This window comes from Pseudomonas sp. B6002, assembly GCF_013385985.1.
Classification (GTDB): domain Bacteria; phylum Pseudomonadota; class Gammaproteobacteria; order Pseudomonadales; family Pseudomonadaceae; genus Aquipseudomonas.
This window is the reverse complement of sequence record NZ_JACAOY010000012.1, coordinates 100,522-124,871: the sequence shown is the minus strand read 5'-3', so window position 1 is coordinate 124,871 and position 24,350 is coordinate 100,522. Positions and strand designations below refer to the sequence as shown.

General features: G+C 60.8%; 17 protein-coding genes. 13 read left to right on the top strand and 4 right to left on the bottom strand.

All coding sequences use genetic code 11. The features are described 5' to 3' along the window. The first annotated feature begins 3 nt into the window (after positions 1-3). The 4 genes from rpsR (at position 4) to dnaB (ending at position 3,137) form a co-directional block, all read left to right on the top strand. Positions 4-234, top strand: coding sequence for a 30S ribosomal protein S18 (rpsR, locus tag HX792_RS16735; RefSeq protein ID WP_002551829.1), 231 nt, complete (start codon positions 4-6; stop codon positions 232-234). A gap of 36 nt (positions 235-270) precedes the next feature. Then, positions 271-1,164, top strand: coding sequence for a hypothetical protein (locus tag HX792_RS16730; protein ID WP_176997126.1), 894 nt, complete (start codon positions 271-273; stop codon positions 1,162-1,164). A gap of 18 nt (positions 1,165-1,182) precedes the next feature. Then, on the top strand, positions 1,183-1,629 hold the full coding sequence (rplI, locus tag HX792_RS16725; RefSeq protein ID WP_003171376.1) for a 50S ribosomal protein L9: 447 nt from the start codon (positions 1,183-1,185) through the stop codon (positions 1,627-1,629). Positions 1,630-1,739: 110 nt separating this feature from the next. Next, the gene (gene dnaB, locus HX792_RS16720; protein ID WP_016972593.1) at positions 1,740-3,137 is read left to right on the top strand and encodes a replicative DNA helicase; all 1,398 of its coding nucleotides are present in this window, start codon (positions 1,740-1,742) and stop codon (positions 3,135-3,137) included. Here dnaB and HX792_RS16715 read toward each other — a convergent pair. Then, the gene (locus tag HX792_RS16715) at positions 3,070-8,316 is read right to left on the bottom strand and encodes a DUF6543 domain-containing protein (RefSeq protein WP_176997125.1); all 5,247 of its coding nucleotides are present in this window, start codon (positions 8,314-8,316) and stop codon (positions 3,070-3,072) included. The two genes, dnaB and HX792_RS16715, sit on opposite strands and share 68 nt — an antisense overlap. 162 nt (positions 8,317-8,478) lie before the next feature. Between HX792_RS16715 and HX792_RS16710 the strand changes: the two genes are divergently transcribed. The 8 genes from HX792_RS16710 to HX792_RS16675 all read left to right on the top strand — a co-directional run bounded on the left by HX792_RS16710 (position 8,479) and on the right by HX792_RS16675 (position 20,939). Continuing rightward, complete coding sequence (locus HX792_RS16710; protein WP_176997124.1) at positions 8,479-10,782, top strand: YgiQ family radical SAM protein; 2,304 nt, start codon at positions 8,479-8,481, stop codon at positions 10,780-10,782. Between the two features lie 204 nt (positions 10,783-10,986). Then, positions 10,987-11,907, top strand: coding sequence for an NAD synthetase (locus HX792_RS16705; RefSeq protein WP_176997123.1), 921 nt, complete (start codon positions 10,987-10,989; stop codon positions 11,905-11,907). After that, the gene (locus HX792_RS16700; protein WP_176997122.1) at positions 11,904-12,353 is read left to right on the top strand and encodes a hypothetical protein; all 450 of its coding nucleotides are present in this window, start codon (positions 11,904-11,906) and stop codon (positions 12,351-12,353) included. The genes HX792_RS16705 and HX792_RS16700 overlap by 4 nt, the downstream gene beginning before the upstream one ends. 206 nt (positions 12,354-12,559) lie before the next feature. Next, positions 12,560-13,480 carry an NAD synthetase gene (locus HX792_RS16695; RefSeq protein WP_176997121.1) on the top strand — a complete coding sequence of 307 codons (921 nt, stop codon included), beginning with the start codon at positions 12,560-12,562 and terminating at the stop codon, positions 13,478-13,480. Continuing rightward, on the top strand, positions 13,477-13,926 hold the full coding sequence (locus HX792_RS16690; RefSeq protein WP_176997120.1) for a hypothetical protein: 450 nt from the start codon (positions 13,477-13,479) through the stop codon (positions 13,924-13,926). Before HX792_RS16695 ends, HX792_RS16690 begins: the two co-directional genes overlap by 4 nt. Positions 13,927-14,113: 187 nt before the next feature. Beyond that, on the top strand, positions 14,114-17,404 hold the full coding sequence (locus HX792_RS16685; RefSeq protein ID WP_176997119.1) for a transglutaminase family protein: 3,291 nt from the start codon (positions 14,114-14,116) through the stop codon (positions 17,402-17,404). A 158-nt stretch (positions 17,405-17,562) separates the two neighbouring features. Further along, positions 17,563-20,049, top strand: a complete 2,487-nt coding sequence (locus tag HX792_RS16680; protein WP_176997118.1) for a circularly permuted type 2 ATP-grasp protein — start codon at positions 17,563-17,565, stop codon at positions 20,047-20,049. Further along, the gene (locus HX792_RS16675) at positions 20,049-20,939 is read left to right on the top strand and encodes a transglutaminase family protein (RefSeq protein ID WP_176997117.1); all 891 of its coding nucleotides are present in this window, start codon (positions 20,049-20,051) and stop codon (positions 20,937-20,939) included. Before HX792_RS16680 ends, HX792_RS16675 begins: the two co-directional genes overlap by 1 nt. Positions 20,940-21,093: 154 nt before the next feature. Here the strand turns inward: HX792_RS16675 and HX792_RS16670 are convergent, their stop codons facing one another. Then, positions 21,094-21,276 (bottom strand): hypothetical protein, encoded by a 183-nt coding sequence (locus HX792_RS16670; RefSeq protein ID WP_176997116.1) that lies wholly within the window; start codon positions 21,274-21,276, stop codon positions 21,094-21,096. 332 nt (positions 21,277-21,608) lie between these two features. Here HX792_RS16670 and azu point away from each other — a divergent pair, with 332 nt between their 5' ends. Further along, on the top strand, positions 21,609-22,055 hold the full coding sequence (gene azu / locus HX792_RS16665; protein ID WP_176997115.1) for an azurin: 447 nt from the start codon (positions 21,609-21,611) through the stop codon (positions 22,053-22,055). 109 nt (positions 22,056-22,164) lie between these two features. Here the strand turns inward: azu and nadE are convergent, their stop codons facing one another. Both nadE and pncB read right to left on the bottom strand, forming a co-directional pair. After that, positions 22,165-22,992 (bottom strand): ammonia-dependent NAD(+) synthetase, encoded by an 828-nt coding sequence (gene nadE / locus HX792_RS16660; protein ID WP_176997114.1) that lies wholly within the window; start codon positions 22,990-22,992, stop codon positions 22,165-22,167. 3 nt (positions 22,993-22,995) lie between these two features. Next, complete coding sequence (gene pncB, locus HX792_RS16655) at positions 22,996-24,210, bottom strand: nicotinate phosphoribosyltransferase (protein ID WP_176997113.1); 1,215 nt, start codon at positions 24,208-24,210, stop codon at positions 22,996-22,998. Positions 24,211-24,350: the final 140 nt, after the last annotated feature.

Below are 24,350 nucleotides of genomic sequence, written 5' to 3'. Positions count from 1 at the left end.
CAAATGGCACGTTTCTTCCGTCGTCGTAAATTCTGCCGCTTCACCGCTGAAGACGTGAAAGAGATCGATTACAAAGATCTCAACACTCTGAAAGCCTACGTATCCGAGACCGGCAAAATCGTTCCAAGCCGCATCACCGGTACCAAAGCTCGTTATCAGCGTCAGCTGGCCACCGCTATCAAGCGCGCCCGCTTCCTGGCCCTGCTGGCCTACACCGACAGCCACGGCCGCTGAGACCGGGCAGTCGACAAGTAGTAAGGGATTGAATGCATGCGCGCCTTAGCTGAGTTCATCATGCGCGGTCGCGTGCAGGCCACTCTGGTAGTGGCCGGATGTGCGGCATTGCCGTTGCTTTATTGGTTGGGTGCTGCCGCAGGTTGCCTTGTGCTGCTGCGGCGCGGTTTGAAGGACGCCCTTGGCGTTCTTGCCCTGGGATTGTTGCCGGCCTTGATCTGGTGGCTGCAATTTGGTGATCCACGGGTACTTCTGGTACTGCTGGGGTCATCGAGCCTTGCGTTGGTTTTACGCGCAAGTGAGTCCTGGGTCCGTACGCTGCTGGTCAGCGTGGCATTGGGTTTGGTGTATTCAGTGATGCTTGGCGCGGCTTTCCGCCCGCAAATCGAGGTGCTGGCACAGGAGATCGTCAAGATCCTGCCGCTGGCCCTCGGGGATCTCTACCAGCAATTGGAGGTAGATGAGCGAGCGCAACTTGCGTCACTGATTGCACCGGTCCTGACCGGCCTGATTGCGGCATTGTTGCAGGTCGTCAGCGTGCTGAGCCTGATTCTTGGGCGTTATTGGCAGGCGTTGTTGTACAACCCGGGTGGTTTTGGTCGCGAGTTTCGCGATATCAGAATCCCCGCGGGGCCGGCGATGTTGCTGCTGGCGTGCATGGTTGTCGGGCCGAAGTTAGGTCCACAGATGGCCTTGTTGGCGCCGATTTGCAGCGTACCGCTGGTGTTTGCCGGGCTGGCCCTGATTCATGGGCTCGTTGCGCGAAAGCGCCTGGCCAAGTTCTGGCTGGTGGGGTTGTACGTCACGCTGTTGCTGTTCATGCAGCTGATCTATCCGTTACTCGTGGTCTTGGCCATTGTCGACGGCCTGATTGATTTTCGCGGTCGTCTGGCGTCGAAAGACGCCGATAACGCGAACGGTGAAGGTTAAAAGTTAGAGGATTTTCACATGCAACTGATCCTTCTGGAAAAAGTCGCCAACCTGGGCAACCTGGGCGACAAAGTGAACGTTAAGGCCGGCTACGGTCGTAACTACCTGCTGCCATACGGCAAAGCCACCGCTGCAACCGCTGCCAACCTGGCTGCGTTTGAAGAGCGTCGTGCTGAGCTGGAAAAAGCAGCAGCAGACAAAAAAGCTTCGGCCGAAACTCGCGCTGCCCAACTGGCTGAGCTGGAAGTGACTATCACTGCCACCGCTGGTGACGAAGGCAAGCTGTTCGGTTCGATCGGCACCCACGACATCGCTGATGCACTGACCGCCTCCGGCGTTGAAGTGCAGAAGAGCGAAGTTCGTCTGCCGAACGGCACCATCCGCAACGTAGGCGAATTCGACGTAGCCGTGCACCTGCACGCCGAAGTTGAAGCCACCGTACGCGTTGTCGTGGTAGCAGCTTAAGCCGCACCTAACTGACTGGCACCTCGCGTGCCAGGCGGTTAACATCGGGCACGATCCTGTTTACAGGTCGTGCCTTTTGTTTTTCTACAAACCCCAAATTCCAAGTGGCCATGAACGATATTTCAGCTCCTGAGCAATACGATCTGCAAACCGCTGCCCTGAAGGTGCCGCCGCATTCCATCGAGGCCGAACAGGCCGTGCTCGGTGGCTTGATGCTGGACAACAACGCCTGGGAGCGCGTGCTGGATCAAGTCTCGGACGGTGATTTCTATCGCCATGACCACCGCCTGATCTTCCGCGCCATCGCCAAGCTGGCCGACCAGAACTCACCCATCGACGTGGTGACCCTGGCCGAACAGCTGGACAAGGAAGGCCAGACCTCCCAGGTCGGCGGCCTGGGCTACCTCGGCGAGCTGGCGAAAAACACGCCGTCCGTCGCCAACATCAAGGCCTATGCCCAGATCGTGCGCCAGCGGGCCACGCTGCGCCAGCTGATCGGCATCAGCACCGAGATCGCCGACAGTGCCTTCAACCCGGAAGGGCGCACCGCCGAAGAGATCCTCGACGAAGCCGAGCGCCAGATCTTCCAGATCGCCGAAGCCCGCCCGAAAACCGGCGGCCCGGTGGGCGTCAACGAGCTGTTGACCAAGGCCATCGACCGCATTGACACGCTGTTTAACACCGACGCGGCCATCACCGGTATTTCCACCGGCTACACCGACCTCGACGAGAAGACCAGCGGCCTGCAACCCGCCGACTTGATCATCGTCGCCGGCCGTCCGTCCATGGGTAAGACCACCTTTGCGATGAACCTGGTGGAAAACGCCGTGTTGCGCAGCGACAAGGCCGTGCTGGTGTACTCCCTGGAGATGCCAGGTGAATCGCTGATCATGCGGATGCTGTCGTCCCTGGGCCGTATCGACCAGACCAAGGTCCGTTCCGGCCAACTGGAAGATGACGACTGGCCGCGCCTGACCTCGGCGGTCAACCTGCTCAACGACCGCAAGCTATTTATCGATGACACAGCGGGCATCAGCCCCTCCGAGATGCGCGCGCGTACCCGCCGCCTGGTGCGTGAACACGGCGACATCGCGCTGATCATGATCGACTACCTGCAGTTGATGCAGATCCCCGGCTCCAGCGGCGACAACCGCACCAACGAAATTTCCGAGATTTCCCGGTCCCTCAAGGCCCTGGCCAAGGAATTCAACTGCCCGGTGGTGGCGCTGTCCCAGCTCAACCGCTCCCTGGAGCAACGCCCCAACAAACGCCCGGTGAACTCCGACTTGCGGGAATCGGGTGCGATCGAGCAGGACGCCGACGTCATCATGTTCGTGTACCGCGACGAGGTGTACCACCCCGAAACGGAACACAAAGGCATTGCCGAGATCATCATCGGCAAGCAGCGGAACGGCCCGATCGGCTTTATCCGGCTGGCGTTCATCGGCAAGTACACCCGCTTCGAAAACCTCGCGCCGGGCAGTTACAACTTCGACGATGACGAATAAGCGTCCCGCCTACTGCGCGATCAAACAGCTTTTGTGCAACTTTCAGGCTGATGGCTTCTCGCCAGATAGCCTGATGCGCGCGCCCCGCCTGTTCCTCTCGTTGCTGGAAAGCGCTGCCCTGGCGACTTTGCGCTAGGGTTTTCAGGTGGCCGCCTTTGATCATGTAGTCCAGCGGCGGGCGATCAATGCGGTCGTAATGGAAGTGCGCTTCCCACAGCGGCGTATTGTCAGCGGCGTCGTTGATCCCATACACATCCAAATACGAGCGTTCTTTACCTTTGCCCTGGGGCTTGCGGTCGAGTGTCCTGACGATGCTGAGTTGGGCATTGTCGAGCAGGTAGTCCAGGCGCTGTACGTTGAGCACATCTTTGTTCTTGTACATGCGGATCAGCAGGTTGCGGCCTTCTGTCATCAATCGATTACTGCCCGCCTTCAGGCGCGCCACCGTATCGCCGTCTGAAGCTGAGCCTTCGAGCCTTTGCGCCAGTTCTTCGAGTCGATTGGCCTTGCTGCCCAGAAACTCGTAGATATTGGTCGGATAGTGCTTTTTACCTTCGTTGGCGCGTGCCAGTGCCAGGTGCTCGTCGATTTTGGCCAGCAGGGCGTCGGCTTGCCCAAGCAACAAGGGTTTGGCGGGTGGGCTGAGGGCCACGCCGACGGGATGCCATTCGCCAGCCCTTTTCTCATAGCGGCGCGCGGTGCCCAGTTTGAACGGGTCGTCGACCTTTACCGTCACGCTGCCGTCCGGCGCTGTTTCCTTGATGCCAACCATGATTTTGTAACCACCGTTGCGCGGTGTACGGAACATCTTCCGTGGTTGGGCGGGCTCGGTCGCTCCAGCCGGTTGCGTGGGAACAAAGTCGAAGTCGATGTCCTGATCGTAGGCCGGCAGCTCCTGGTTGCTCGCCAGTTTTTCGTGCAGCTGGGTAATGCGGTTTTCCAGCTGGGTTTCATAGGTGTCGATGATTGCCAGAATGCCGTTTACCGAGGCAACCCGTTCCGGGGAAACGGTGCCCGCCAGCGCGACATAGTCGGGTTTCTCCACCGCGATCTGCTCCAGCGCCAGGCGCAATGCCACAGGTTGGGAGGGTTCGGGGATACTCGGCAGGTCGTCCGTCACCCAGTGAATGGCCATGGCGGTATCCCGACCGATAGACGGCGGGTCGTTCGGGTTATCGGTGAGCAGGCGGTTCAGCACGTTGAAACGCGTGACCTGAACCTTGTTTTCATCGGGCAGCTCGCCATTGATGCGGTCCATCTCCTCGGCATCGCTGCGTGACAGCTTGCGGATCTGTTCGACCACCTCTTTGCGCTTGTGCAGGATCTCGAGCTTTTTGTTCATGTGCGCGAGGATCTTTTTGCACGTTTCAATCGTGATCTCCTGCTCGGCAATCTGGCGACCGCGCAGGTCCATGATGCCCATGAGCTTGTTCAGGAAGTCGACGCGGATGCTGAGCTGCTGCACCAGTTCGATCTTGTAGAGGCCGCCCGCCTTGAGCAGTACCAGCCAGCTCTTGTTGTCAATCAACGAGGTGGCATAGCTCTCCTGCAGGCGTATGTGCTTGAGGGTGTGAACCTCCAGCGCCACCAGCGCTGCTGTTTTGTCTTCGCTCTTGTCAGGATGGGTTTGCGCCTGCACCAACAGCTCGTCATACCGGGCACCGGAAGTGACCAGCTCATTGAAAGCCGCCTGGATGGGCTCCAAGCGCTGCATCAGGAACGCTTGCGTGTTATGCAGTTGCGCGGTGCGGCGCATTCCGCCAAGGGCTCCGATCTGGGCGGTTACCCATAAGTTGGCGGCATTGCGGCTGATGGCACGGCTCTCGCCGCTGCGGCTGGCGTGATAAATATTCTCGGCATCCGCTGCCACCGGGTCCTTCGGATTAACGATGCGCCAGACGTTGCCGTCGGCTGTCTGGGCGTCACGGTCGAGCATCACTTGGTAAGCGGTCTGATCGATATTGACGTACTTGCGCCCGGCGATGGCGTAAATGCCATCGGCATCCGGCCGGGACGAGACTTGGCGCATGTCGAAGGCGCCCCAGCCGGCCAGCGTCTGGCTGGAGAGCGGCAACAACCGGTTGGGCGGTAGAAGTCCCGGCAGATAGGCACGGTGCATGCGCGCTTGCTGCATCACATCCGCGACCAGCCCGTCTCGATCATAAATGCCACGGCCCAGGCTATTGCGCTGCGTATCGGTGAGGGTGCGCAAGGTGGCGCTGATCAGGCTGTTTTCAGCGCGGGGAGGCAGTTGCACGTCGCCGCTGTCTTGCAGGTAACCGGCGTATTTGTGCTCACCTTTGACCAGCATGACAAAGGTGTCGGCGTCCGGGCGGCCGTATGTGTCCAGCAAGGTGCTGCGCCCGATCATGTAGCCGGCGTGATCATAGGTCGCCTGGTATACCTGAATCGCGAGGTTGGTTGGCCAATCCGGCAGCAGCGGCAGCAGGTGGCAGAACAAGGCTTCGCTGTGTTGATCCAGGCCAATGCCTGTCGGATCGCTCAAGGCGCCGAGCGCCAGCAACACGCGGCTCTCCTCCAGGTGTGCCTGTATCGCCGCGCGGGCGGGCGCGTCAATTGGCGAATAGTCCCCGGTGGCCAAAGAAGGATGCAGGCGCGCCAACTCATCCGCTGCGCTGCGAGACAGCGCAGGGAAACGACGCCGCAAGGTGCTGCTCACCGACAGTTCGGCTGGTTTGTCTGTCGGGGCGAACCGACGAGCGCCATTGTTTGCGGCCAGTTGCGCGCGGGTGCGGTCGCTCCACAGTGCGTGAAACGCCTCATCGAGATGCCGACCTAGGTGCTGGCCTAGGGTTTTGCGTGTTTCCAGCAGGCGGTTGGCCAAGTGCTGGTCCTGGGCGTTCATCCCGGTTTTACCCAAGGTGCCGTTGGGGTTCAGTCGTTCATATTCTTGCAGTGCCACGTGCAGCAGCGTTTCGGGTGCGGATGCCAGTGCCCGCGTGCGATAGCGGCCGTCGCCGGTCTGCAACAGCTCGATGACGGGGGCCGCCCGCTCGTTGGTGGCGAGCACCGGCGAATGTCGCGTCACCAACCGGGTGCCGTCCGGTTGATAGACCGTGAGGCTGCAGCGGCTGACGTCAGCCAGCAAGGCCGGCAGCAACTGCTCGGCAATTGCCGGCAGGCGCGCCGCGGGTTGTTGGAGTTCGCTGCGCAGCAACCTGATCTGCTCGCGCAAATACTGTTCCTCGATGGCTTGGGTGAACGTCCAGCGGGGTGTTTCATGGCCGGCCCAGGCATTCAGCAATTGCCGGCGATCAATGCCTGCCACGTCCAGTGCCCTGCGACAGCCGTCCAGTGACAGCGCCTGTTCGGTTGGGGCCAGTATCCGTTGCAGGAGCTGATGGTCGCTGAGTGGCTGCGTGTCGATAGGGTCCAGCGTCCAGCGTTTGTGCTGTGGGTGGTAAGTGACAAGCGGCTCGAAAGCGGCGGTCTGATGGGTCAGGCGATAGCGTCCTGAGACACTGTCCCGTGCAACCCTGGCCACCTTGTCCTGGCCTTCGACACTGATTTTGATGAAGTGCTGGCCGGCGCGCTCGAACAGCCCTTGCTCGTTCGCTTCGAGACCCTCCAGGGTTTTGGGATCAACCTGGGTATAGGCCTGCATGAACCACAACCCCGGGCTGCCAGCACCCTGCATGCCTGCTTTGGGCGAACCCAGAGTGTGCATCAACTGCCGGGTCCGGTGTTGTGACACACGAGCGCCCACACCTTGAAGGCGTGCGCTGACCACCAGATCGAAGATATCGCTTACCGCCTGGATCAGCTCGGCCTGGCGCCCCTGGCGCAAGGCGCTCACTGCCTCTACGGTCTGGGCTGTCAATGTACCAAGGGTGGCGAACAGCATGACCCTGCTCAAGCCTGTCACGCCGCCGGGTACCGGGATCAGCAGCATCGACAAGGTTTCGCTGACCACATATTTGAGTAAGCCCAGTGCAGCCTCGCGATCGGCCAGGCGCGTGTTGCGGGCCAGGCGTACAAGGTCGGACTGGATTGGCCACGACAGGCTGATCGCCAGCGTGTGCATCAATGAGTGCGGGGCCACACCGTAGGGTTCGATCAGCAATTTTTCCCGGTTTGGGGTTTTGCTGGTGAACAGGTCGTAGAAAAGGCGTGCGTGCCAGTAAAGCTTATCGCGGTTGACGGTGAGCGGCTTGATGAACGTTCTGAGCTTTTCCTGGTTGTTCAGCGAAAGGGTTTTGATAAACCAATTGAACGTTTCCAGGTTCACGTCATTGCGCAATTGCAGCTGCAAGCCTTCCACGGCGTCGGCCACGGAAAAATGACGACGAAACGCGCCGTTTGGGCGGTCGGGGAAATAGCTGTAAACCCGTGTGCCCTGGGGGGTCTCAAAGCGTCGGGTAAAGAACGGCAGGGTGATTTTTTCACCGCCTGCATCGATCTGGTAGGTACTCCAGTTGAAGGTGTTATCGGACAGGTGCCGATTGAGGCGGTTGAATTCCTGCGCGTCGATGCCCCATGGCTGCGTTGTGCGGCAGGCGTCATGCAGGGCCAGCGACAGTTTGGTGGCGTGCAAGGAGAACAGCGGGGCAGATAACCGTGCTGTGTAGTTCTGTTCAATGAAATCGGTGACTTGTCTGCCCAGGTCGGTTTGCCGCGCAACCTCAACAAATTCGGACACGTTAAGGCTATTGTCGCTGATGTAGCTGGCGTTCTGTTCTTCTGTCGAAAAGTAAGCGGTAAAGCCGAAGTTGCGCTGTGCCGCTTCCAGCAACGTCATGGACCTTTCGTACTCACGAACGGCGAGGTCTTCTTTGAACATCTGAACGTGCTGGCTCAACGCGTCGTTGTCGTCAATCTCCGGTAAATCGCTTGCAGGAATTGGCAGTTGCCGAACACGTGTTTTCAGATAAGTGGTACGCGCGTTTATCGTTTTGCCGGTCTTGAGCCGGAGTGCGGTTTCCAGTGACTCCAGCATTTGTCGGTTGAGGTCACTATAGAAACTGTTGATTGCCAGGCTCAGGGTTGTTTCATGCCTGATGTGTTCCTTGCATAGACGCAGGTAGTCTTGTTGCTGTGCCGGGGTGAGTTTGCCCATGAAGGTGTTCAGGTTACCTTCAATGACATTCAGGGCCTGAAGCTCGCTCCAGTATTCACTGGACGGTATAACGCTGGGGGCGTGGGTGGCAGGAGTCGCCATGGTCGTCGCTCGAAAAAAGAATCGAGCGACTCTAGGCATTGGGAGACCCGTTCAGGCGGTACTTATTATTGTCTTTAAAAGCCGACCATTGCCGTCGGAATTGGTCAAAATTTGTGCTATATTCCGCGCCCGCGATTTTTCATCTCAACACCGGTCACCGTCATGCAAACAGCCAAGCCGTTATTTGACTATCCCAAGTACTGGGCCGAATGTTTCGGTCCCGCGCCATTCCTGCCCATGAGCAGGGAGGAGATGGATCAGCTTGGCTGGGATTCCTGCGACATCATCATCGTCACCGGTGATGCCTACGTTGACCATCCCTCGTTCGGCATGGCGATCATCGGCCGGCTGCTGGAGTCCCAGGGCTTCCGCGTCGGGATCATCGCCCAGCCGAACTGGCAGTCCAAAGACGACTTCATGAAGCTCGGCGAGCCGAACCTGTTCTTCGGCGTCGCGGCCGGCAACATGGACTCGATGATCAACCGCTACACCGCCGACAAGAAAATCCGTTCCGACGACGCCTACACCCCTGGCGGCATGGCCGGCAAACGCCCGGACCGCGCCAGCCTGGTGTACAGCCAGCGTTGCAAGGAAGCTTACAAGAACGTGCCGATCGTACTCGGCGGCATCGAAGCCTCCCTGCGCCGCATCGCTCACTACGACTACTGGCAGGACCGCGTGCGCAACTCGATCCTGATCGACGCCACCGCCGACATCCTGCTGTACGGCAACGCCGAGCGCGCGATTGTCGAAGTTGCCCAGCGCCTGTCATGGGGCCACAAGATCGAAGACATCACCGACGTGCGCGGCACCGCGTTTATCCGCCGTGACACGCCGGTGGGCTGGTACGAAGTGGACTCCACCCGTATCGATCGTCCGGGCAAGATCGACAAGATCATCAACCCGTACGTGAACACCCAGGACACCCAGGCCTGTGCCATCGAGCAGGAAAAAGGTCCGCAGGACGATCCGGAAGAAGCCAAGGTCGTGCAGATCCTGGCCAGCCCGAAGATGACCCGCGACAAGACCGTGATCCGTCTGCCGTCGGTCGAGAAAGTGCGCAACGACGCGGTGCTTTATGCCCACGCCAACCGCGTGCTGCACCTGGAAACCAACCCGGGCAACGCCCGCGCCCTGGTGCAGAAGCACGGAGAGGTGGATGTGTGGTTCAACCCGCCGCCCATTCCTATGACCACTGAAGAAATGGACTACGTGTTCGGCATGCCTTACGCCCGTGTTCCGCACCCGGCGTACGGCAAGGAGAAGATCCCGGCCTACGACATGATCCGCTTCTCGGTGAACATCATGCGTGGCTGCTTCGGCGGCTGCACCTTCTGCTCGATCACCGAGCACGAAGGCCGCATCATCCAGAACCGTTCCGAAGAGTCGATCATTCGCGAGATCGAGGAGATCCGCGACAAGGTCCCGGGCTTCACCGGCGTGATCTCCGACCTCGGCGGCCCGACCGCGAACATGTACCGCATCGCCTGCAAGAGTCCGGAAATCGAATCGGCGTGCCGCAAGCCGTCGTGCGTGTTCCCGAGCATCTGCCCGAACCTGAACACCGACCATTCGTCGTTGATTCAGCTGTACCGCAGCGCCCGTGCGTTGCCGGGTGTGAAGAAGATTCTGATCGCCTCCGGCCTGCGCTACGACCTCGCCGTGGAGTCGCCGGAGTACGTGAAAGAGCTGGTCACCCACCACGTCGGTGGCTACCTCAAGATCGCCCCGGAACACACCGAGGAAGGTCCGCTCAACCAGATGATGAAGCCGGGCATTGGCAGCTATGACAAGTTCAAGCGCATGTTCGAGAAGTACACCAAGGAAGCGGGCAAGGAGCAGTACCTGATCCCGTACTTCATCGCGGCCCACCCGGGCACCACCGACGAAGACATGATGAACCTGGCGCTATGGCTCAAGGGCAACGGCTTCCGTGCCGACCAGGTGCAGGCGTTCTACCCGTCGCCGATGGCCACCGCCACCGCGATGTACCACTCGGGCAAGAACCCGCTGCGCAAGGTCACGTACAAGAGCGATGCGGTGACCATCGTCAAGAGCGAGGAGCAGCGCCGCCTGCACAAGGCGTTCCTGCGCTACCACGATCCGAAAGGCTGGCCGATGCTGCGTGAAGCGCTGACCCGCATGGGCCGCGCCGACCTGATCGGGCCGGGCAAGGACCAGTTGATCCCGCTGCACCAGCCGAGCACCGACAGCTACCAGAGCGCCCGTCGCAAGAACTCGACGCCGGCTGGCAGCCACAAGGTCGCCAAGGAAACCACCACCAAAATCCTCACCCAGCACACCGGCCTGCCGCCGCGTGGCAGTGATGGCAGCAACCCGTGGGACAAGCGCGAACAAGCCAAGGCTGCGGCCCAGGCACGCAACAAGCAGGCCGCCAAGGAGCGCAGCGATGCCGCGAAGGGCAAGGGCGGCAAGCCTGCGCGCAAGCCCGTCGTGCCGCGTTGAGCGCAGCCTGAATAAACAAAACGCCAGCCTCGTGCTGGCGTTTTGCTTTCTATTCGCTGGCGAGCCTGTTTGTTAAGGTGGCGCCCATTGAATCGCCATCGTCGGCAAGCCCGCTCCCACCGTTTGGAATGCGTTCCCCTGTAGGAGCCGGCTTGCCGGCGATGAGGCCAGCACGGCCACCAACACCGTCAAGGAAGAACACTCATGGGCAACCCCCTGGCCTCCATCGGCATGGACTCCAACCGCTCCCAATTCATGGCGCGCCAGCGCATTGAAAGTCAGATCAACCTGCCGCGCCTGTTCGCGGCCATTGATGCCGACCCTGGTATCGTTGGCGCGGGAGTGGTGTATATCGACGCCGATTTCAACGTCGTTACCCTGCGTGAATTCAAGCCCATTTGCAGCATTAAGCCCAAGCGCATCATTTTGCGCGAGGCACAGAAGTACATCGCCCCGACGCAGTTTGCTGAGCATGTGGTGAGTAACCCTCGCGAATCTCGCCTCATCGGTGAAGCCGTGAATACCGGAGTCTCCTGCCTGGGCGCTGTCATCAGTTGGGCGGCGATCGCCAGTGGAACAATCCTGGTGCCTTTCAGTGCTGGCGCCAGTTCCGTCATCGTGGTGGTGGGGTATGCAGCTGCCGGCGCCAGTACGCTCCAATGTTTCAATGGTATTGCCCGCACAGCGCTGGAAGTTGCCAAGCCAGAGGTAAACGATTGGCTCGACAGCGAAGGCTGGTACCAAAATGCTTCCATTGTGCTGGACGCTGCTTCGCTGGCAGGCGTTGGCGCTTCGGCCCTCACGACGGTCAAGCTGGTCAAGGTCGCCAAGGCCTCGACGGGCAAGAGCCTGCGGGAGGTGCTTCGCGGTTTGAATCGCCAGGAAAGGGCCAAACTGACGAAAGAACTGCTGAGCATCAATGATCCCAGTTTGACCTCGAAGTTGCTCAAGCTCAGGCAGGCATCGGGTGAACTCACCAAGCGTTTCACCCCTACGCAGCTCAAGCACAGTACGACCACCCAAATCAAAGACGTCTTGGGCGCAACGATAGGGTTTGGTGGAAGCGCCTATTCCGGAAACATCAATACCATCGCGATCGGGTTGTACGAGGAGGTCAACGAATGAGCGAATTGATCACGCTGCGCGACTTTTTCAGACAATACTTTCTGACGTTTATGGGCGGCGTATTTGCCGCATGTTTTTCGTTGGCATTGGCTGTGGCGTTGGCTTTCATTACCTATTTTCGTGATGCGCCCCTTGCTCAAGTGGGGCTCAAGATCATGTCTGTCGGGGCGCTGCCGGTTCTGTTGACGGTCCACAGCAACTTTATGATTTTGCGAGGCCGACCCTCCTGGGTGTGGGTGATGGTGGGAATCTACGTCGGCTGCCTTCTGTTCGTGTTTCCAATGGTTCAATACCAGCCTCAAAAGGTTCTCTTTGGGTTGGCTCTGGTATTCCCATTGCTCGGATTATTGACACTTAACAGCAAGGTTCAACGAGAGATGCGCCAAAAACTGCTGGAGATCCGCTATCTGCGCCAGAGCGCTATAGCGGCGGAGAAAAAGCGTTAGTTTTACCGGTTTGTACCAAAGCACCAGCCCCGTGGTGGTTTTTTACGTTGTATTCAGTGGTGAGTCTGAACGTTAAGGCTGTGCCCATTAAACTGCCTTCGCAGGCGAGCCATGCACATTTGATCGGATTCACACGGTTACTGTAGGAGCCGGCTTGCCGGCGATGAGGCCATCACGGCCAACACCATCATCAAGGAAGAACACTCATGGGCAACCCCCTGGCCTCCATCGGCATGGACTCCAACCGCTCCCAATTCATGGCGCGCCAGCGCATTGAAAGTCAGATCAACCTGCCGCGCCTGTTTGCGGCCATTGATGCCGATCCCGCCATCGTCGGCGCGGGTGTCGTGTACATCGACGCCGATTTCAACGTGGTTACCCTGCGCGAATTTCAACCCATCTGCAGCATCGCGCCCAAGCGGTTGATTCTGCGTGAGGCGCAGAAGTACATCGCACCGACGCAATTCGCTCAGCAGGTGCAAGACAACCCACGCGAATCGCGATTAGTGGGCGAAGCGGTCAATACCACCTTGTCGTGTGCAGGAGCGGTGATCGGATGGATTGTGGTGCTCAGTGGTTCCGTCGCGGTTCCGTTTTCGGCGGGGGCCAGTTCGGTGGTCGTGGCACTCGGCTACACCGCCGCCGCAGCCAGCTCAGTGCAGTGTTTTGCCAGCGGCTATCGCACTGTCAATGAAATCCGCAACCCTGCCAAGAATGATCAGCTCGACAGCGAAGAGTGGTACCAATACACCATGATTGCGCTGGATGCCGCCTCGTTGGTCGGGGTGGGTGCATCGTCGCTGACGACGCTCAAACTGGTCCGGCTGAACAAGGCGACTACCGGGAAAAGTGTGAGAGAGGTGCTGCGTGGCTTGAACCGCCAGGAGCGTGCCAAACTCACGAAGGAGTTATTGAGCATCAACGATCCACGCCTGACGTCGAAGATGATCAAGTTGAAGCAACTATCGGGCGAGCTGCCAAAACGGTTCACACCCACCGAGGTCAAGCACGCGACTGTGACGCAAATCAAGGATGCCTTGGGCGCTGCCATCGGGTTCACCGGTAGCGCGGTATCAGGGAACGTGCGCACGATTGCCGTGGGGTTGTATGAGGAAGCTGATCAATGAGTGAATTTCCCAGTATTCGCAGCTTTCTATCGACCTATTTCCCGGTCTTCATGGGGGCGATATTTGCCTCCATTTTTACCTTGGTGTTTGCGGTGCCGCAGTTTTTCGACAGTTATTTACCCGGCCTTTCCATGGAGGAGAACGCCAAGTATTCCTTCCTGGGGGGCATAGCACTCACCTTGGTCATTGTGCATTGCAACTTCATGATTGCCCGTGGACGTCCGCAGTGGGTATGGCCGCTGGTGGGGCTACTGGGGCTCTGCTTTCTGGGTGTATTGCCAACCTTTAGTGATCAACCGCACCGGCTCATGTTTGGCTTGGGCTTGCTGTTCCCGTTACTCGGGCTGCTACTGCTCAACAGCCAGCGCCATCGCGAAATGCGTCAGAAGCTGCGCGAAGTGCGTCACCTGCGTGAAGCCGTGATTGCCCGCCAAAAATCCCTGTGATTGGGTAGATTCCCCACTCTCCTTCACACCCGCGCCACAAATATGTGCGTCACTCGCACCATGGCACCCCCGTCGGCGCCGTTTTGGTGCTGTACTGCACCGGGTCTTACGATAAAGCGCAATGACGGCCGCTATGGCATAAGTCTTGCGCGCTTTGTTCCCATGCCCTGGCTCGCAGGAGGCCGCCGTGTCGATTCATGTCGCGTTGCACCACGTTACGCATTACCGCTATGACCGCGCTGTCGAACTCGGCCCACAGATCGTGCGGTTGCGCCCGGCTGCCCATAGCCGCACGCGGATTCTGTCCTACGCATTGAAAGTGCTGCCCGAGCAGCATTTCATCAATTGGCAGCAAGACCCCCAGGGCAACTACCTGGCGCGCCTGGTGTTCCCGGAAAAGACTGATGAGCTGCGCATCGAAGTCGACCTGGTCGCCGAGATGGCGGTGTTCAACCCGTTCGACTTTTTCCTGGAACCCTACGCCGAAAAAATCCCTTTCAGCTACGCCGCCGATGAACAACGTGAGTTGGCGCCGTACCTGGAAACCCTGCCGCTGACGCCGAAGTTCGCCGCCTACCTGGCCGGTATCGACCGCACGCCCTTGCCGGCGGTGGATTTCCTGGTGGGCCTCAACCAGCGCCTGGCCGCCGACATTGGCTACCTGATCCGCATGGAACCGGGCGTGCAAACCCCGGAATTCACCCTGGAGAACGCCTCCGGTTCCTGCCGTGATTCGGCGTGGCTGCTGGTGCAGATCCTGCGCAACCTGGGGCTGGCGGCGCGGTTTGTCTCGGGTTACCTGATTCAGCTCACCGCCGATGTCAAAGCCCTCGATGGCCCTTCCGGCACCGAAGTGGACTTCACCGACCTGCACGCCTGGTGCGAGGTGTACCTGCCCGGCGCTGGCTGGATCGGCCTGGATGCCACCTCCGGGCTGTTCGCCGGTGAAGGGCATATCCCGTTGGCCTGTAGTCCTGATCCGTCGTCTGCCGCGCCGATCAGTGGGTTGGTGGAACCTTGCGAGTGCGAATTCACCCACGAGATGTCGGTTGAGCGGATTTGGGAGGCGCCGCGCGTCACCAAGCCCTACACCGAAGAACAATGGCTGGCGATCCAGGCGCTGGGTCGGCAGATCGACGGCGACCTGCTCAAGGACGATGTGCGCCTGACCATGGGCGGCGAGCCGACCTTCGTGTCCATTGATGACCCCGACGGCGCCGAGTGGAACACCGCCGCCCTTGGGCCAGACAAGCGACGCTTGTCTGCCGAGTTGTTCCAACGCATGCGCAAGCATTACGCACCCAAGGGCCTGGTGCACTTTGGCCAGGGCAAGTGGTACCCCGGCGAGCAATTGCCGCGCTGGTCGCTCAACTGCTACTGGCGCCGTGACGGTGTGCCGATCTGGCACAACAGTGCGCTGATTGCCGATGAACAAGAGGACTACGGTGCCGATGGCGAGATGGCCGGACGCTTCCTGGCCAGCGTCGCCGAGCGCCTTAAACTGCCGGCGCGGTTTGTGTTTCCGGCCTATGAAGACAATTTCTACTACCTGTGGCGCGAAGGCGCGTTGCCGCAAAACGTCACCGCCCAGGACCCACGCCTGAGCGACGAACTTGAGCGTGAACGCCTGCGCAACGTGTTCAGCCAGGGCCTGGATAAAGTCATCGGCCAAGTGCTGCCGCTGGCGCGCACGGCAGCCAACGACCGCTGGCAGAGTGGTCGCTGGTACCTGCGGGACAATCACTGCCGCCTGGTGCCAGGTGACTCGCCGCTGGGCTATCGCCTGCCGTTGGCCTCGCAGCCGTGGGTGACGGCGGCCGAATACCCGTTCGTGCATCCCACCGATCCCAATCAGGATCTGCCGGAACTGCCGACCACGGCCCAACTGCAAGCGCACGACGAGTCCGCGCCGAGTGATGAGCGCGTGCCGAAGGTGGACCAGTCCGCCGACTGGCTGACCCGCACCGCGCTATGCGCCGAAGCCCGGGCAGGGCGCTTGTACCTGTTCATGCCGCCCCTGGAGCGCGTCGAGGATTACCTTGAGCTGGTGGCCGCCATCGAGGCCACGGCCGAAGAGCTGCATTGCCCTGTGCTGCTGGAGGGCTACGAGCCGCCGGCCGATACGCGCCTGAGCAACTTCCGTGTGACCCCGGACCCGGGTGTGATCGAAGTAAACGTGCAGCCCTCCGCGACGTGGGACGAGTTGGTGGAACGCACCGAATTCCTCTACGAAGAAGCGCGGCAAACCCGCCTCACCACGGAAAAGTTCATGATTGACGGGCGCCACACCGGCACCGGTGGCGGCAACCACTTCGTGCTGGGCGGCGCCACGCCCAAGGATTCACCGTTTTTGCGTCGGCCCGATCTGCTGCGCAGCTTGATCAGTTATTGGCATAACCATCCGTCTTTGTCATACCTGTTTTCCGGCCTGTTTATCGGCCCGACGTCCCAGGCGCCCCGGGTGGATGAAGCCCGTAACGATGCCCTGTATGAGCTGGAGATCGCCTTCGCGCAAATGCCTGCGCCCGGTGAGGACTGCCCGCCGTGGTTGGTGGACCGCCTGCTGCGCAACCTGCTGATCGACGTGACGGGCAACACCCACCGCGCCGAATTCTGCATCGACAAACTCTATTCCCCGGATGGCGCCACCGGCCGCCTGGGCCTGCTGGAATTGCGCGCTTTTGAAATGCCGCCCCATGCGCGCATGAGCCTGACCCAGCAGTTGCTGCTGCGTGCCTTGGTCGCACGTTTCTGGCGCGAACCCTATGCACCGCCGAAGCTGGCGCGCTGGGGCACAGAGCTGCATGACCGTTTCCTGCTGCCGCATTTTATCGAACAAGACTTTGCCGACGTGATCGTCGAACTCAACGCTGCCGGTTACCCACTGCGTGCCGAATGGTTTGCGGCGCACCTGGAGTTCCGCTTTCCCAAGGTCGGCGACTATGCCGTCAGCGGGATCGAACTGGAGCTGCGCCAGGCCCTGGAACCCTGGCATGTGCTGGGTGAGGAGGGTGCGGTGGGTGGCACGGTGCGCTACGTGGATTCATCCCTGGAGCGCCTTCAAGTCAAGCTCACCGGGCTGGCGCCGCAACGTTACCTGCTGACCTGCAACGGCATCCCGGTGCCGCTGCACGCCACTGGCCGGGTGGGTGAGTTCGTCGCTGGCGTACGCTATCGCGCCTGGCAACCGGCCAACTGCCTGCAACCGACTATCCCGGTGCATGCGCCGTTGGTGTTCGACGTGCTCGATACCTGGATGCAACGTTCGCTGGGGGGCTGCCAGTATCACGTGGCGCATCCGGGTGGGCGCAATTACGACAGCCTGCCGGTGAATGCCAACGAAGCGGAGAGCCGACGCATGGCACGGTTTTTCCGCTTGGGGCACACCCCCGGGAAACTCCCCGTGCCTCCTTTGGTGATTAATGATGAGCTACCAATGACCCTGGATCTGCGGCGTTTCCCCAATAAAAATGGCTAAACCCAATCCCCCTGTAGGAGCCGGCTTGCCGGCGATGGCGGTGCATCAGCCACCAGAAATGTGGCCTGAACCAACGCGATCGCCGGCAAGCCGGCTCCTACGGTAGATTGCGCTGGATTTGAATTAAACTGAGCCCCCTTGCCTCTGCCGAGCGTTCCATGTCTGACTTGCTCGACCGTTACCCGCTGACCGCGGGCACTTATCACGAACTGCTGGATGACAGTGGCCAGGTGCGCGCTCATTGGCAGCGCCTGCTCGACCACCTGCAACGCAGCACGCCCGCGCAGTTGGCCCAGCGCCAGGCGCTGCTGACCCGGCAGATCCAGGAAAACGGCGTGACCTACAACGTCTACGCCGACCCCAAGGGCGCCGATCGCCCCTGGGAGCTGGACTTGTTGCCCCATGTGCTGGCCGCCGATGAATGGCAGCAGCTGTCGGCCGGCATCGCCCAGCGTGCGCGCCTGCTCAATGCGGTGCTGGCCGACCTGTATGGCCCGCAACGCCTGATCAAGGAAGGCCTGCTGCCCGCCGAGCTGGTGTTCGGGCACAACAACTTCCTGTGGCCGTGCCAGGGCATCCAGCCCCCCGACGGCGCGTTCCTGCACCTGTACGCAGTGGACCTGGCGCGCACGCCCGACGGTCGTTGGTGGGTCACGGCCGACCGTACCCAGGCGCCGTCGGGCGCCGGGTATGCGCTGGAAAACCGCACCATCGTGTCCCGCGCGTTCCCGGACCTCTACCGCGACTTGCAGGTGCAACACCTCACCGGTTTCTTCCGTACCCTGCAGGAAACCCTGGCCCGCCAGGCGCCCGGTGATGACCAGCCGCCGCTGATCGTGCTGCTCACGCCGGGGCGGTTCAACGAAAGCTATTTCGAACACCTCTACCTCGCCCGGCAGCTCGGCTACCCGCTGGTGGAGGGCGGCGACCTCACCGTGCGCGACAGTACCGTGTTCCTCAAGACCCTCAGCGGCCTGCGCCGGGTGCACGCGATCATGCGGCGCCTGGACGACGATTTCTGCGACCCGCTGGAACTGCGCACCGACTCGGCCCTGGGCGTGCCCGGCCTGCTCGACGCGGTGCGCCAGGGCAACGTGTTGGTGGCCAACGCCTTGGGCAGCGGCGTGCTGGAGTCCCCCGGCCTGCTGGGCTTCCTGCCGAAGATCAACCACTACCTGTTTGGCGAAGAGCTGATCCTGCCGTCCATCGCCACCTGGTGGTGCGGCGAAGCGCCGGTGCTGGCCGAAGCGCTGGAAAAGCTGCCGGAGTTGCTGATCAAGCCGGCCTTTCCGTCGCAAAGCTTTGCACCGGTGTTTGGTCGTGACTTGAACGACGAACAGCGCCAGGCCCTGGCCGATCGCATGCGGGCGCGGCCTTATGCGTATGTCGCCCAGGAACTGGCGCAGCTGTCCCAGGCGCCGGTGTGGCACACCGTGGATGACCACCTGCAACACCGCGCCATCGGCATGCGCGTGTACGCCGTGGCCAGCGACGAGGGTTACCGGGTGCTGCCCGGTGGCCTGACCCGTGTGGCCGCCGAGGCCGACGCCGAAGTGGTGTCGATGCAGCGCGGTGGCGCCAGCAAGGACACCTGGGTGCTCGGCGAACGGGCCGCCGGTGGCGAGCACTGGCGTGCCCAGCGCGCCATCGGTGCCCATGACCTGGTGCGCCGCGACCCCTATCTGCCGTCGCGAGTGGTGGAAAACCTGTTCTGGTTTGGCCGCTATTGCGAGCGTTGCGATGACAGCGCGCGCTGGCTGCGAATCGTGCTGGCGCGCTATGTGGACGGCGATGATCCACTGGCGTTGCAGGCGGCGGTGGAGTTGGGCGAGACCCTGCGCCTGCTGCCGGACGAGGGCGAGTTGCCCGAGCGCCTGCAGGCGGCCTTGCTCGGTGATGACTGGCCGTCGAGCCTGCGCGCCAACTTGCAGCGTTTGCAGTGGGCGGCGTCCCAGGTGCGCGGCAAGCTGTCCCGGGAGAACTGGCAGGCGTTGGTGGAGCTGCAGCGCGAAGCGCTGGAGCTGGAAAGCGACACCCCGGATTTTGGCGAGTTGCTGGATTTCCTCAATCGTCTGGTGATGTCCCTGGCAGCGCTGTCCGGATTTGCCCTGGACGACATGACCCGTGACGAAGGCTGGCGCTTCCTGATGATGGGCCGGCGCATCGAGCGCCTGCAATTTTTGAGCAGCAGCCTCGCCGCGTTCCTGCGCGGCGTGGCGGTGTTTGATCAAGCGGGCCTTGAGTGGTTGCTGGAACTGGGCAACAGCAGCATCACTTACCGCTCACGCTACCTGGCGGTGCCGCAGTTGATCCCGGTGCTCGACCTGTTGCTGCTGGACGAGCAGAACCCTCATGCGGTGTTGTTCCAGCTCAAGTTGGTCAGCCGCACGTTGCGGCGGCTCAATGATGATTTCGGCGTGCCCCGGGAAACCGGTCTGGGGCCGTTGGTGGAGCGCCTGGCGCGTTTCGACCTGGGCTGCCTGGAGAACCCGTTGTTTGGCGAGTCCAGCGTGCGTGCCGCACTGGACGGCCTGGCCGACCTGCTGCAAGCGGTGGCCGATGAGAGTGGGCAAGTGTCGGATCGTTTGGCGTTGCGCCATTTTGCCCATGTGGATGATGTCAGCCAGCAAACGGTGTCGGTGTGATGAGTGCGCGCTACCAGATTTTCCACGATACCCACTACCACTACGACAGCCCGGTGTCCCTGGCCCAGCAGTTGGCGCACCTCTGGCCTCGGCCCTGTGCCTGGCAGCGTTGCAACGCGCAACAGCTGGACATCAGCCCGCAGCCGTCGTCGCGTCGTGATGAGCTGGATGTGTTTGGCAACCCGATCACCCGCCTGGCGTTCGAACGGCCCCATGATGAATTGCTGGTCAACGCCGGCTTGACCGTGGAAGTGCTGGCGCGGCCGGCGTTGGACTTCCAGTTGTCGCCGGCCTGGGAACAGACCCGCGACAGCCTCACCTACGGCAGCCAGCCGATGTCCGAGGCGTTGATCGAAGCGTGCCGTTTTCGCTTCGAGTCGCCCTACGTGCACCTGAAAAAGAACTTCGTCGAATTCTCCGAGAGCTGCTTCCCGGCCGGCCGCCCGCTGTTGCTGGGCGTGCAGGCGCTGATGGAAAAGATCTTCGGCGAATTCACCTTTGATGCCGAAGCGACCCAGGTCGCCACGCCGCTGGTGGAAGTGCTGGAGCGCCGGCGTGGTGTGTGCCAGGACTTTGCCCACCTGATGCTCGCGTGCCTGCGTTCACGGGGCCTGGCGGCGCGTTATATCAGTGGTTACCTGCTCACCCAGCCACCGCCCGGCCAGCCACGGCTGATCGGCGCCGATGCGTCCCACGCGTGGGTCTCGGTGTATTGCCCGGTGTCAGGCTGGGTGGATTTTGATCCGACGAACAACGTTCAGCCGGCGCTGGAACACATCACCCTGGCCTGGGGCCGGGATTTCTCGGATGTGTCGCCGTTGCGCGGGGTGATTCTGGGGGGAGGGAACCATGACCCCGAAGTACGGGTGACGGTGATGCCGCTTTTGTAGTGAGCGGGCTCGCCCCGCGCGGCGCCCTGCCTGACACACTGCCGGCGCGGGGCCCTACCTGACAAACTGCGGTGCTTGATACACCGCCGGCGCGGGGCAAGCCCGCTCACTACAGGTCTGTTGTGATCGGTTTTGCCGAGCCTGCAGCAATCGGTTATTCGGCAGGATCTTTTGGTGTTTCGGTCTCGTCGTTCGTTTCTTCGCTATCGACGTCGGCGGTCAGACCATTGGCCTCTTCTTCTGCAGCGGCTTTCTTGCGTTGCAGTTTTTCCTCTTTCTTCTGCTCCTTGGCCAAGTCTCTCTGACGTTTGGCGAAGGAGTAATTAGGTTTGGCCATGGGCGATCCTCTAGGGTCGAAGGTGAGGGTGGCGGCGCGCAGCTGCCTTGGGCTGCCATGGTAGCAGCTTAGCAGCGCGCTTGGCCTTCACTTACCGCAGGCGTAGGCGGCCAGCAGGCCGTTGAACAGTTGGTTGAGGTGCATGGCTCGGGCTCCAGTGGGTGATGGCCCGATCATAGGCAGGTCGTTGCACTTTGGCTGGTAGATTGTGTTGATCAGTCTGATAGCCTAAAGTTGTATACAATCTGTTGATGCAGATCATAAGAATTCCCGCCTGCTTCAGGCACCCTTGTCGCAATACGCGTTTTTTAAACCCTGCCTTGGAGATTCACATGTTTGCCAAACTCGTTGCTGTTTCCCTGCTGACTCTGGCGAGCGGCCAGTTGCTTGCTGCAGAGTGCGCGGTCACCGTCGACTCCACCGACCAGATGTCCTTCAACACCAAAGAAATCACCATCGACAAGAGCTGCAAGACCTTCACCGTGAACCTGGAGCACTCGGGCAGCTTGCCGAAAAACGTCATGGGCCATAACTGGGTACTGACCTCCGCCGCCGACATGCAGCCGGTAGCCACCGACGGCATGGCCGCAGGCATCGACAAGAACTACCTGAAAGAAGGCGACGCACGCATCATCGCCCACACCAAGATCATCGGTGCTGGCGAGAAAGATTCGGTGAGCTTTGATGTGTCCAAGCTGAAGGCGGGCACTGACTACGCGTTCTTCTGCTCGTTCCCGGGCCACATCTCCATGATGAAAGGCACGGTGGTGGTTAAGTAAGACCGCGTCATCGTTCATCGCAGGCAAGCCAGCTCCCACATTCAACCGCATTCCAACATAAGAATGCGGTCAACTGTGGGAGCTGGCTTGCCTGCGATAGCGGTCTACCTCACGGTGCAAACGGCATGACCCGCTTGTGCTCCGTCTTGCGGTAGGTATCGCAGATAATCTTGAACGCTTCCTCACGCACTGGCTCACCGTGCAGGAACGCGTCGATCTCGGCGTAGGTCACGCCATGTGACGCTTCGTCCGGCTTGCCCGGCGACAGGTCTTCCAAATCCGCCGTCGGCACTTTCTCGACCAGTGATTCCGGCGCGCCAAAATGCCGTGCAATCGCTCGCACCTGGTTCTTCACCAACCCGCTCAACGGCGCCAGGTCGCACGCGCCATCACCGAACTTGGTGAAAAAGCCCATCACCGCTTCCGCCGCATGGTCGGTACCAATCACCAACCCACCCGCTGCACCTGCGATGGTGTACTGCGCCACCATGCGCATGCGCGCCTTGGTGTTGCCCAGCACGAAATCACGGGACACCGCCGCCTTGCCTTCAAACGCCGCCACTTCATTGGCCAGGGCTTTCACCGCCGGGCCGATGTTCACGGTGTGGCGTTCGTCGGGCTCGATAAAGTCCACTGAAGCCGTGGCATCGATTTCATCGAACTGGGTTTCGTAAGGCAGGCGCACCGCGATAAAGCGGTAGGCCGCATCGCCGGTGCTTTCGCGCAGTTCTTTCATCGCGCGCTGGGCCAACAGGCCCGCGGTCAGGGAATCCACGCCGCCGCTGATGCCCAGCACCAGGGTCTTGAGCCCGGAATTGCGCAGGCAATCCTGGATGAAGGTGATGCGGCGGGAAACCTCAGCCTCAAGGGCGGCCTGGTCGTTGAACGGTGCTTGAACCTTGAGCTGCTGCGCAATCTCACGCTGTACGGCTTGCATGATTCACTCCTTGCTGGAAAGGGCAGGTACTTTGAAAACGTGCCGCAAATAGGCGACAAAATTCGGATCGGTGCAGTGGGTCTTGCCCGCCTCATCGGAGATCTTCGCGACGGGCTGGCCATTGCAGGCGGTCATTTTAAGCACGATGCTCATCGGCTCCACACCCGGGATGTCGCAGGTCAGGTTGGTGCCGATGCCGAAGCTCACATTGATGCGACCGCGCAGCGCCCGGAATATTTCCAGAGCCTTGGGCAGCGACAGGCTGTCGGAGAACACAAGGGTCTTGCTCATCGGCTCGATGCCGAGCTTGTGGTAATGGGCGATGGCTTTTTCGGCCCATTGCACCGGGTCGCCGGAGTCGTGGCGCAGGCCGTCGAACAGCTTGGCGAAGTACAGATCGAAATCGCCCAGGAAGGCGTCGGTGGTGATGCAATCGGTCAGCGCGATACCCAGCAGGCCACGGTATTCACGCACCCAGCAATCAAGGGCGGCGATCTGGCTGTCGATCAGTCGCGGGCCGAGTTGCTGGTGGGCCATGATCCACTCGTGGGCCATGGTGCCCAGGGGTTTCATGTTGAGCTCGCGGGCCAGGTGCACGTTGCTGGTGCCGACGAAACGCCCGGGGAAGTCATGCTTGAGCACATTGACCACTTCTTCTTGCACGCGGTACGAGAAGCGGCGGCGGGTGCCGAAGTCGGCCACTTGCAGCTCGGACAGCTCTTCGCTGCTGGCATTGGCGGTAAGCCAATCGAACTTGCGATACAGCTGCTCGCGGGCCTGTTCAAGGATCACGGTCTGGTAGCGGTAGCGGTTACGCACTTCGCTGACGATGGCCAGCATCGGCACTTCAAACAGGATCACATGCAGCCATGGCCCGCGCAGGCGAATGAATAATTCGCCGTTCTCGATGCCGGTCTGCACGTAACGCAGGTTGAAGCGGAACAGCCCGAGAAAACGCAAAAAATCCGGCTTCATGAAGCTGATGCGTTCCAGGAAACCCAACTGGTCGGGGCTCAGGCTCAACTCGGCGAGGCGCTCGATCTGGTAGCGGATCTCCGCCAGGTACGGGCGCAGGTCTTCACTGTTACGGCAACGAAACTCCCATTCAACTTCCACGTTCGGGTAGTTGTGCAGCACCGCCTGCATCATGGTCAGCTTGTAGAAGTCGGTGTCGAGCAGGTTCTGCACGATGCGATCGGCAAACACACTCTCGCTCATAACGGGAATCTCCAGACGGGTCGGCGATGGGCGCCGGCCTTTACGCACAATTAAGGAATGGCGCTAGTGGCGCATAGACCTGTGGGGTTTTGCCAGTGATTTTTTCAGGGCAGCCACTGGCCTCATCGCAGGCAAGCCAG

What these genes read in the sequence shown, in the direction of transcription:
- rpsR (WP_002551829.1), top strand. Translation starts at nt 4, where the DNA reads ATGGCACGTTTCTTCCGTCGTCGTAAATTCTGCCGCTTCACCGCTGAA.
- HX792_RS16730 (WP_176997126.1), top strand. Translation starts at nt 271, where the DNA reads ATGCGCGCCTTAGCTGAGTTCATCATGCGCGGTCGCGTGCAGGCCACT.
- rplI (WP_003171376.1), top strand. Translation starts at nt 1,183, where the DNA reads ATGCAACTGATCCTTCTGGAAAAAGTCGCCAACCTGGGCAACCTGGGC.
- dnaB (WP_016972593.1), top strand. Translation starts at nt 1,740, where the DNA reads ATGAACGATATTTCAGCTCCTGAGCAATACGATCTGCAAACCGCTGCC.
- HX792_RS16715 (WP_176997125.1), bottom strand. Translation starts at nt 8,316, where the DNA reads ATGGCGACTCCTGCCACCCACGCCCCCAGCGTTATACCGTCCAGTGAA.
- HX792_RS16710 (WP_176997124.1), top strand. Translation starts at nt 8,479, where the DNA reads ATGCAAACAGCCAAGCCGTTATTTGACTATCCCAAGTACTGGGCCGAA.
- HX792_RS16705 (WP_176997123.1), top strand. Translation starts at nt 10,987, where the DNA reads ATGGGCAACCCCCTGGCCTCCATCGGCATGGACTCCAACCGCTCCCAA.
- HX792_RS16700 (WP_176997122.1), top strand. Translation starts at nt 11,904, where the DNA reads ATGAGCGAATTGATCACGCTGCGCGACTTTTTCAGACAATACTTTCTG.
- HX792_RS16695 (WP_176997121.1), top strand. Translation starts at nt 12,560, where the DNA reads ATGGGCAACCCCCTGGCCTCCATCGGCATGGACTCCAACCGCTCCCAA.
- HX792_RS16690 (WP_176997120.1), top strand. Translation starts at nt 13,477, where the DNA reads ATGAGTGAATTTCCCAGTATTCGCAGCTTTCTATCGACCTATTTCCCG.
- HX792_RS16680 (WP_176997118.1), top strand. Translation starts at nt 17,563, where the DNA reads ATGTCTGACTTGCTCGACCGTTACCCGCTGACCGCGGGCACTTATCAC.
- HX792_RS16675 (WP_176997117.1), top strand. Translation starts at nt 20,049, where the DNA reads ATGAGTGCGCGCTACCAGATTTTCCACGATACCCACTACCACTACGAC.
- HX792_RS16670 (WP_176997116.1), bottom strand. Translation starts at nt 21,276, where the DNA reads ATGGCCAAACCTAATTACTCCTTCGCCAAACGTCAGAGAGACTTGGCC.
- azu (WP_176997115.1), top strand. Translation starts at nt 21,609, where the DNA reads ATGTTTGCCAAACTCGTTGCTGTTTCCCTGCTGACTCTGGCGAGCGGC.
- nadE (WP_176997114.1), bottom strand. Translation starts at nt 22,992, where the DNA reads ATGCAAGCCGTACAGCGTGAGATTGCGCAGCAGCTCAAGGTTCAAGCA.
- pncB (WP_176997113.1), bottom strand. Translation starts at nt 24,210, where the DNA reads ATGAGCGAGAGTGTGTTTGCCGATCGCATCGTGCAGAACCTGCTCGAC.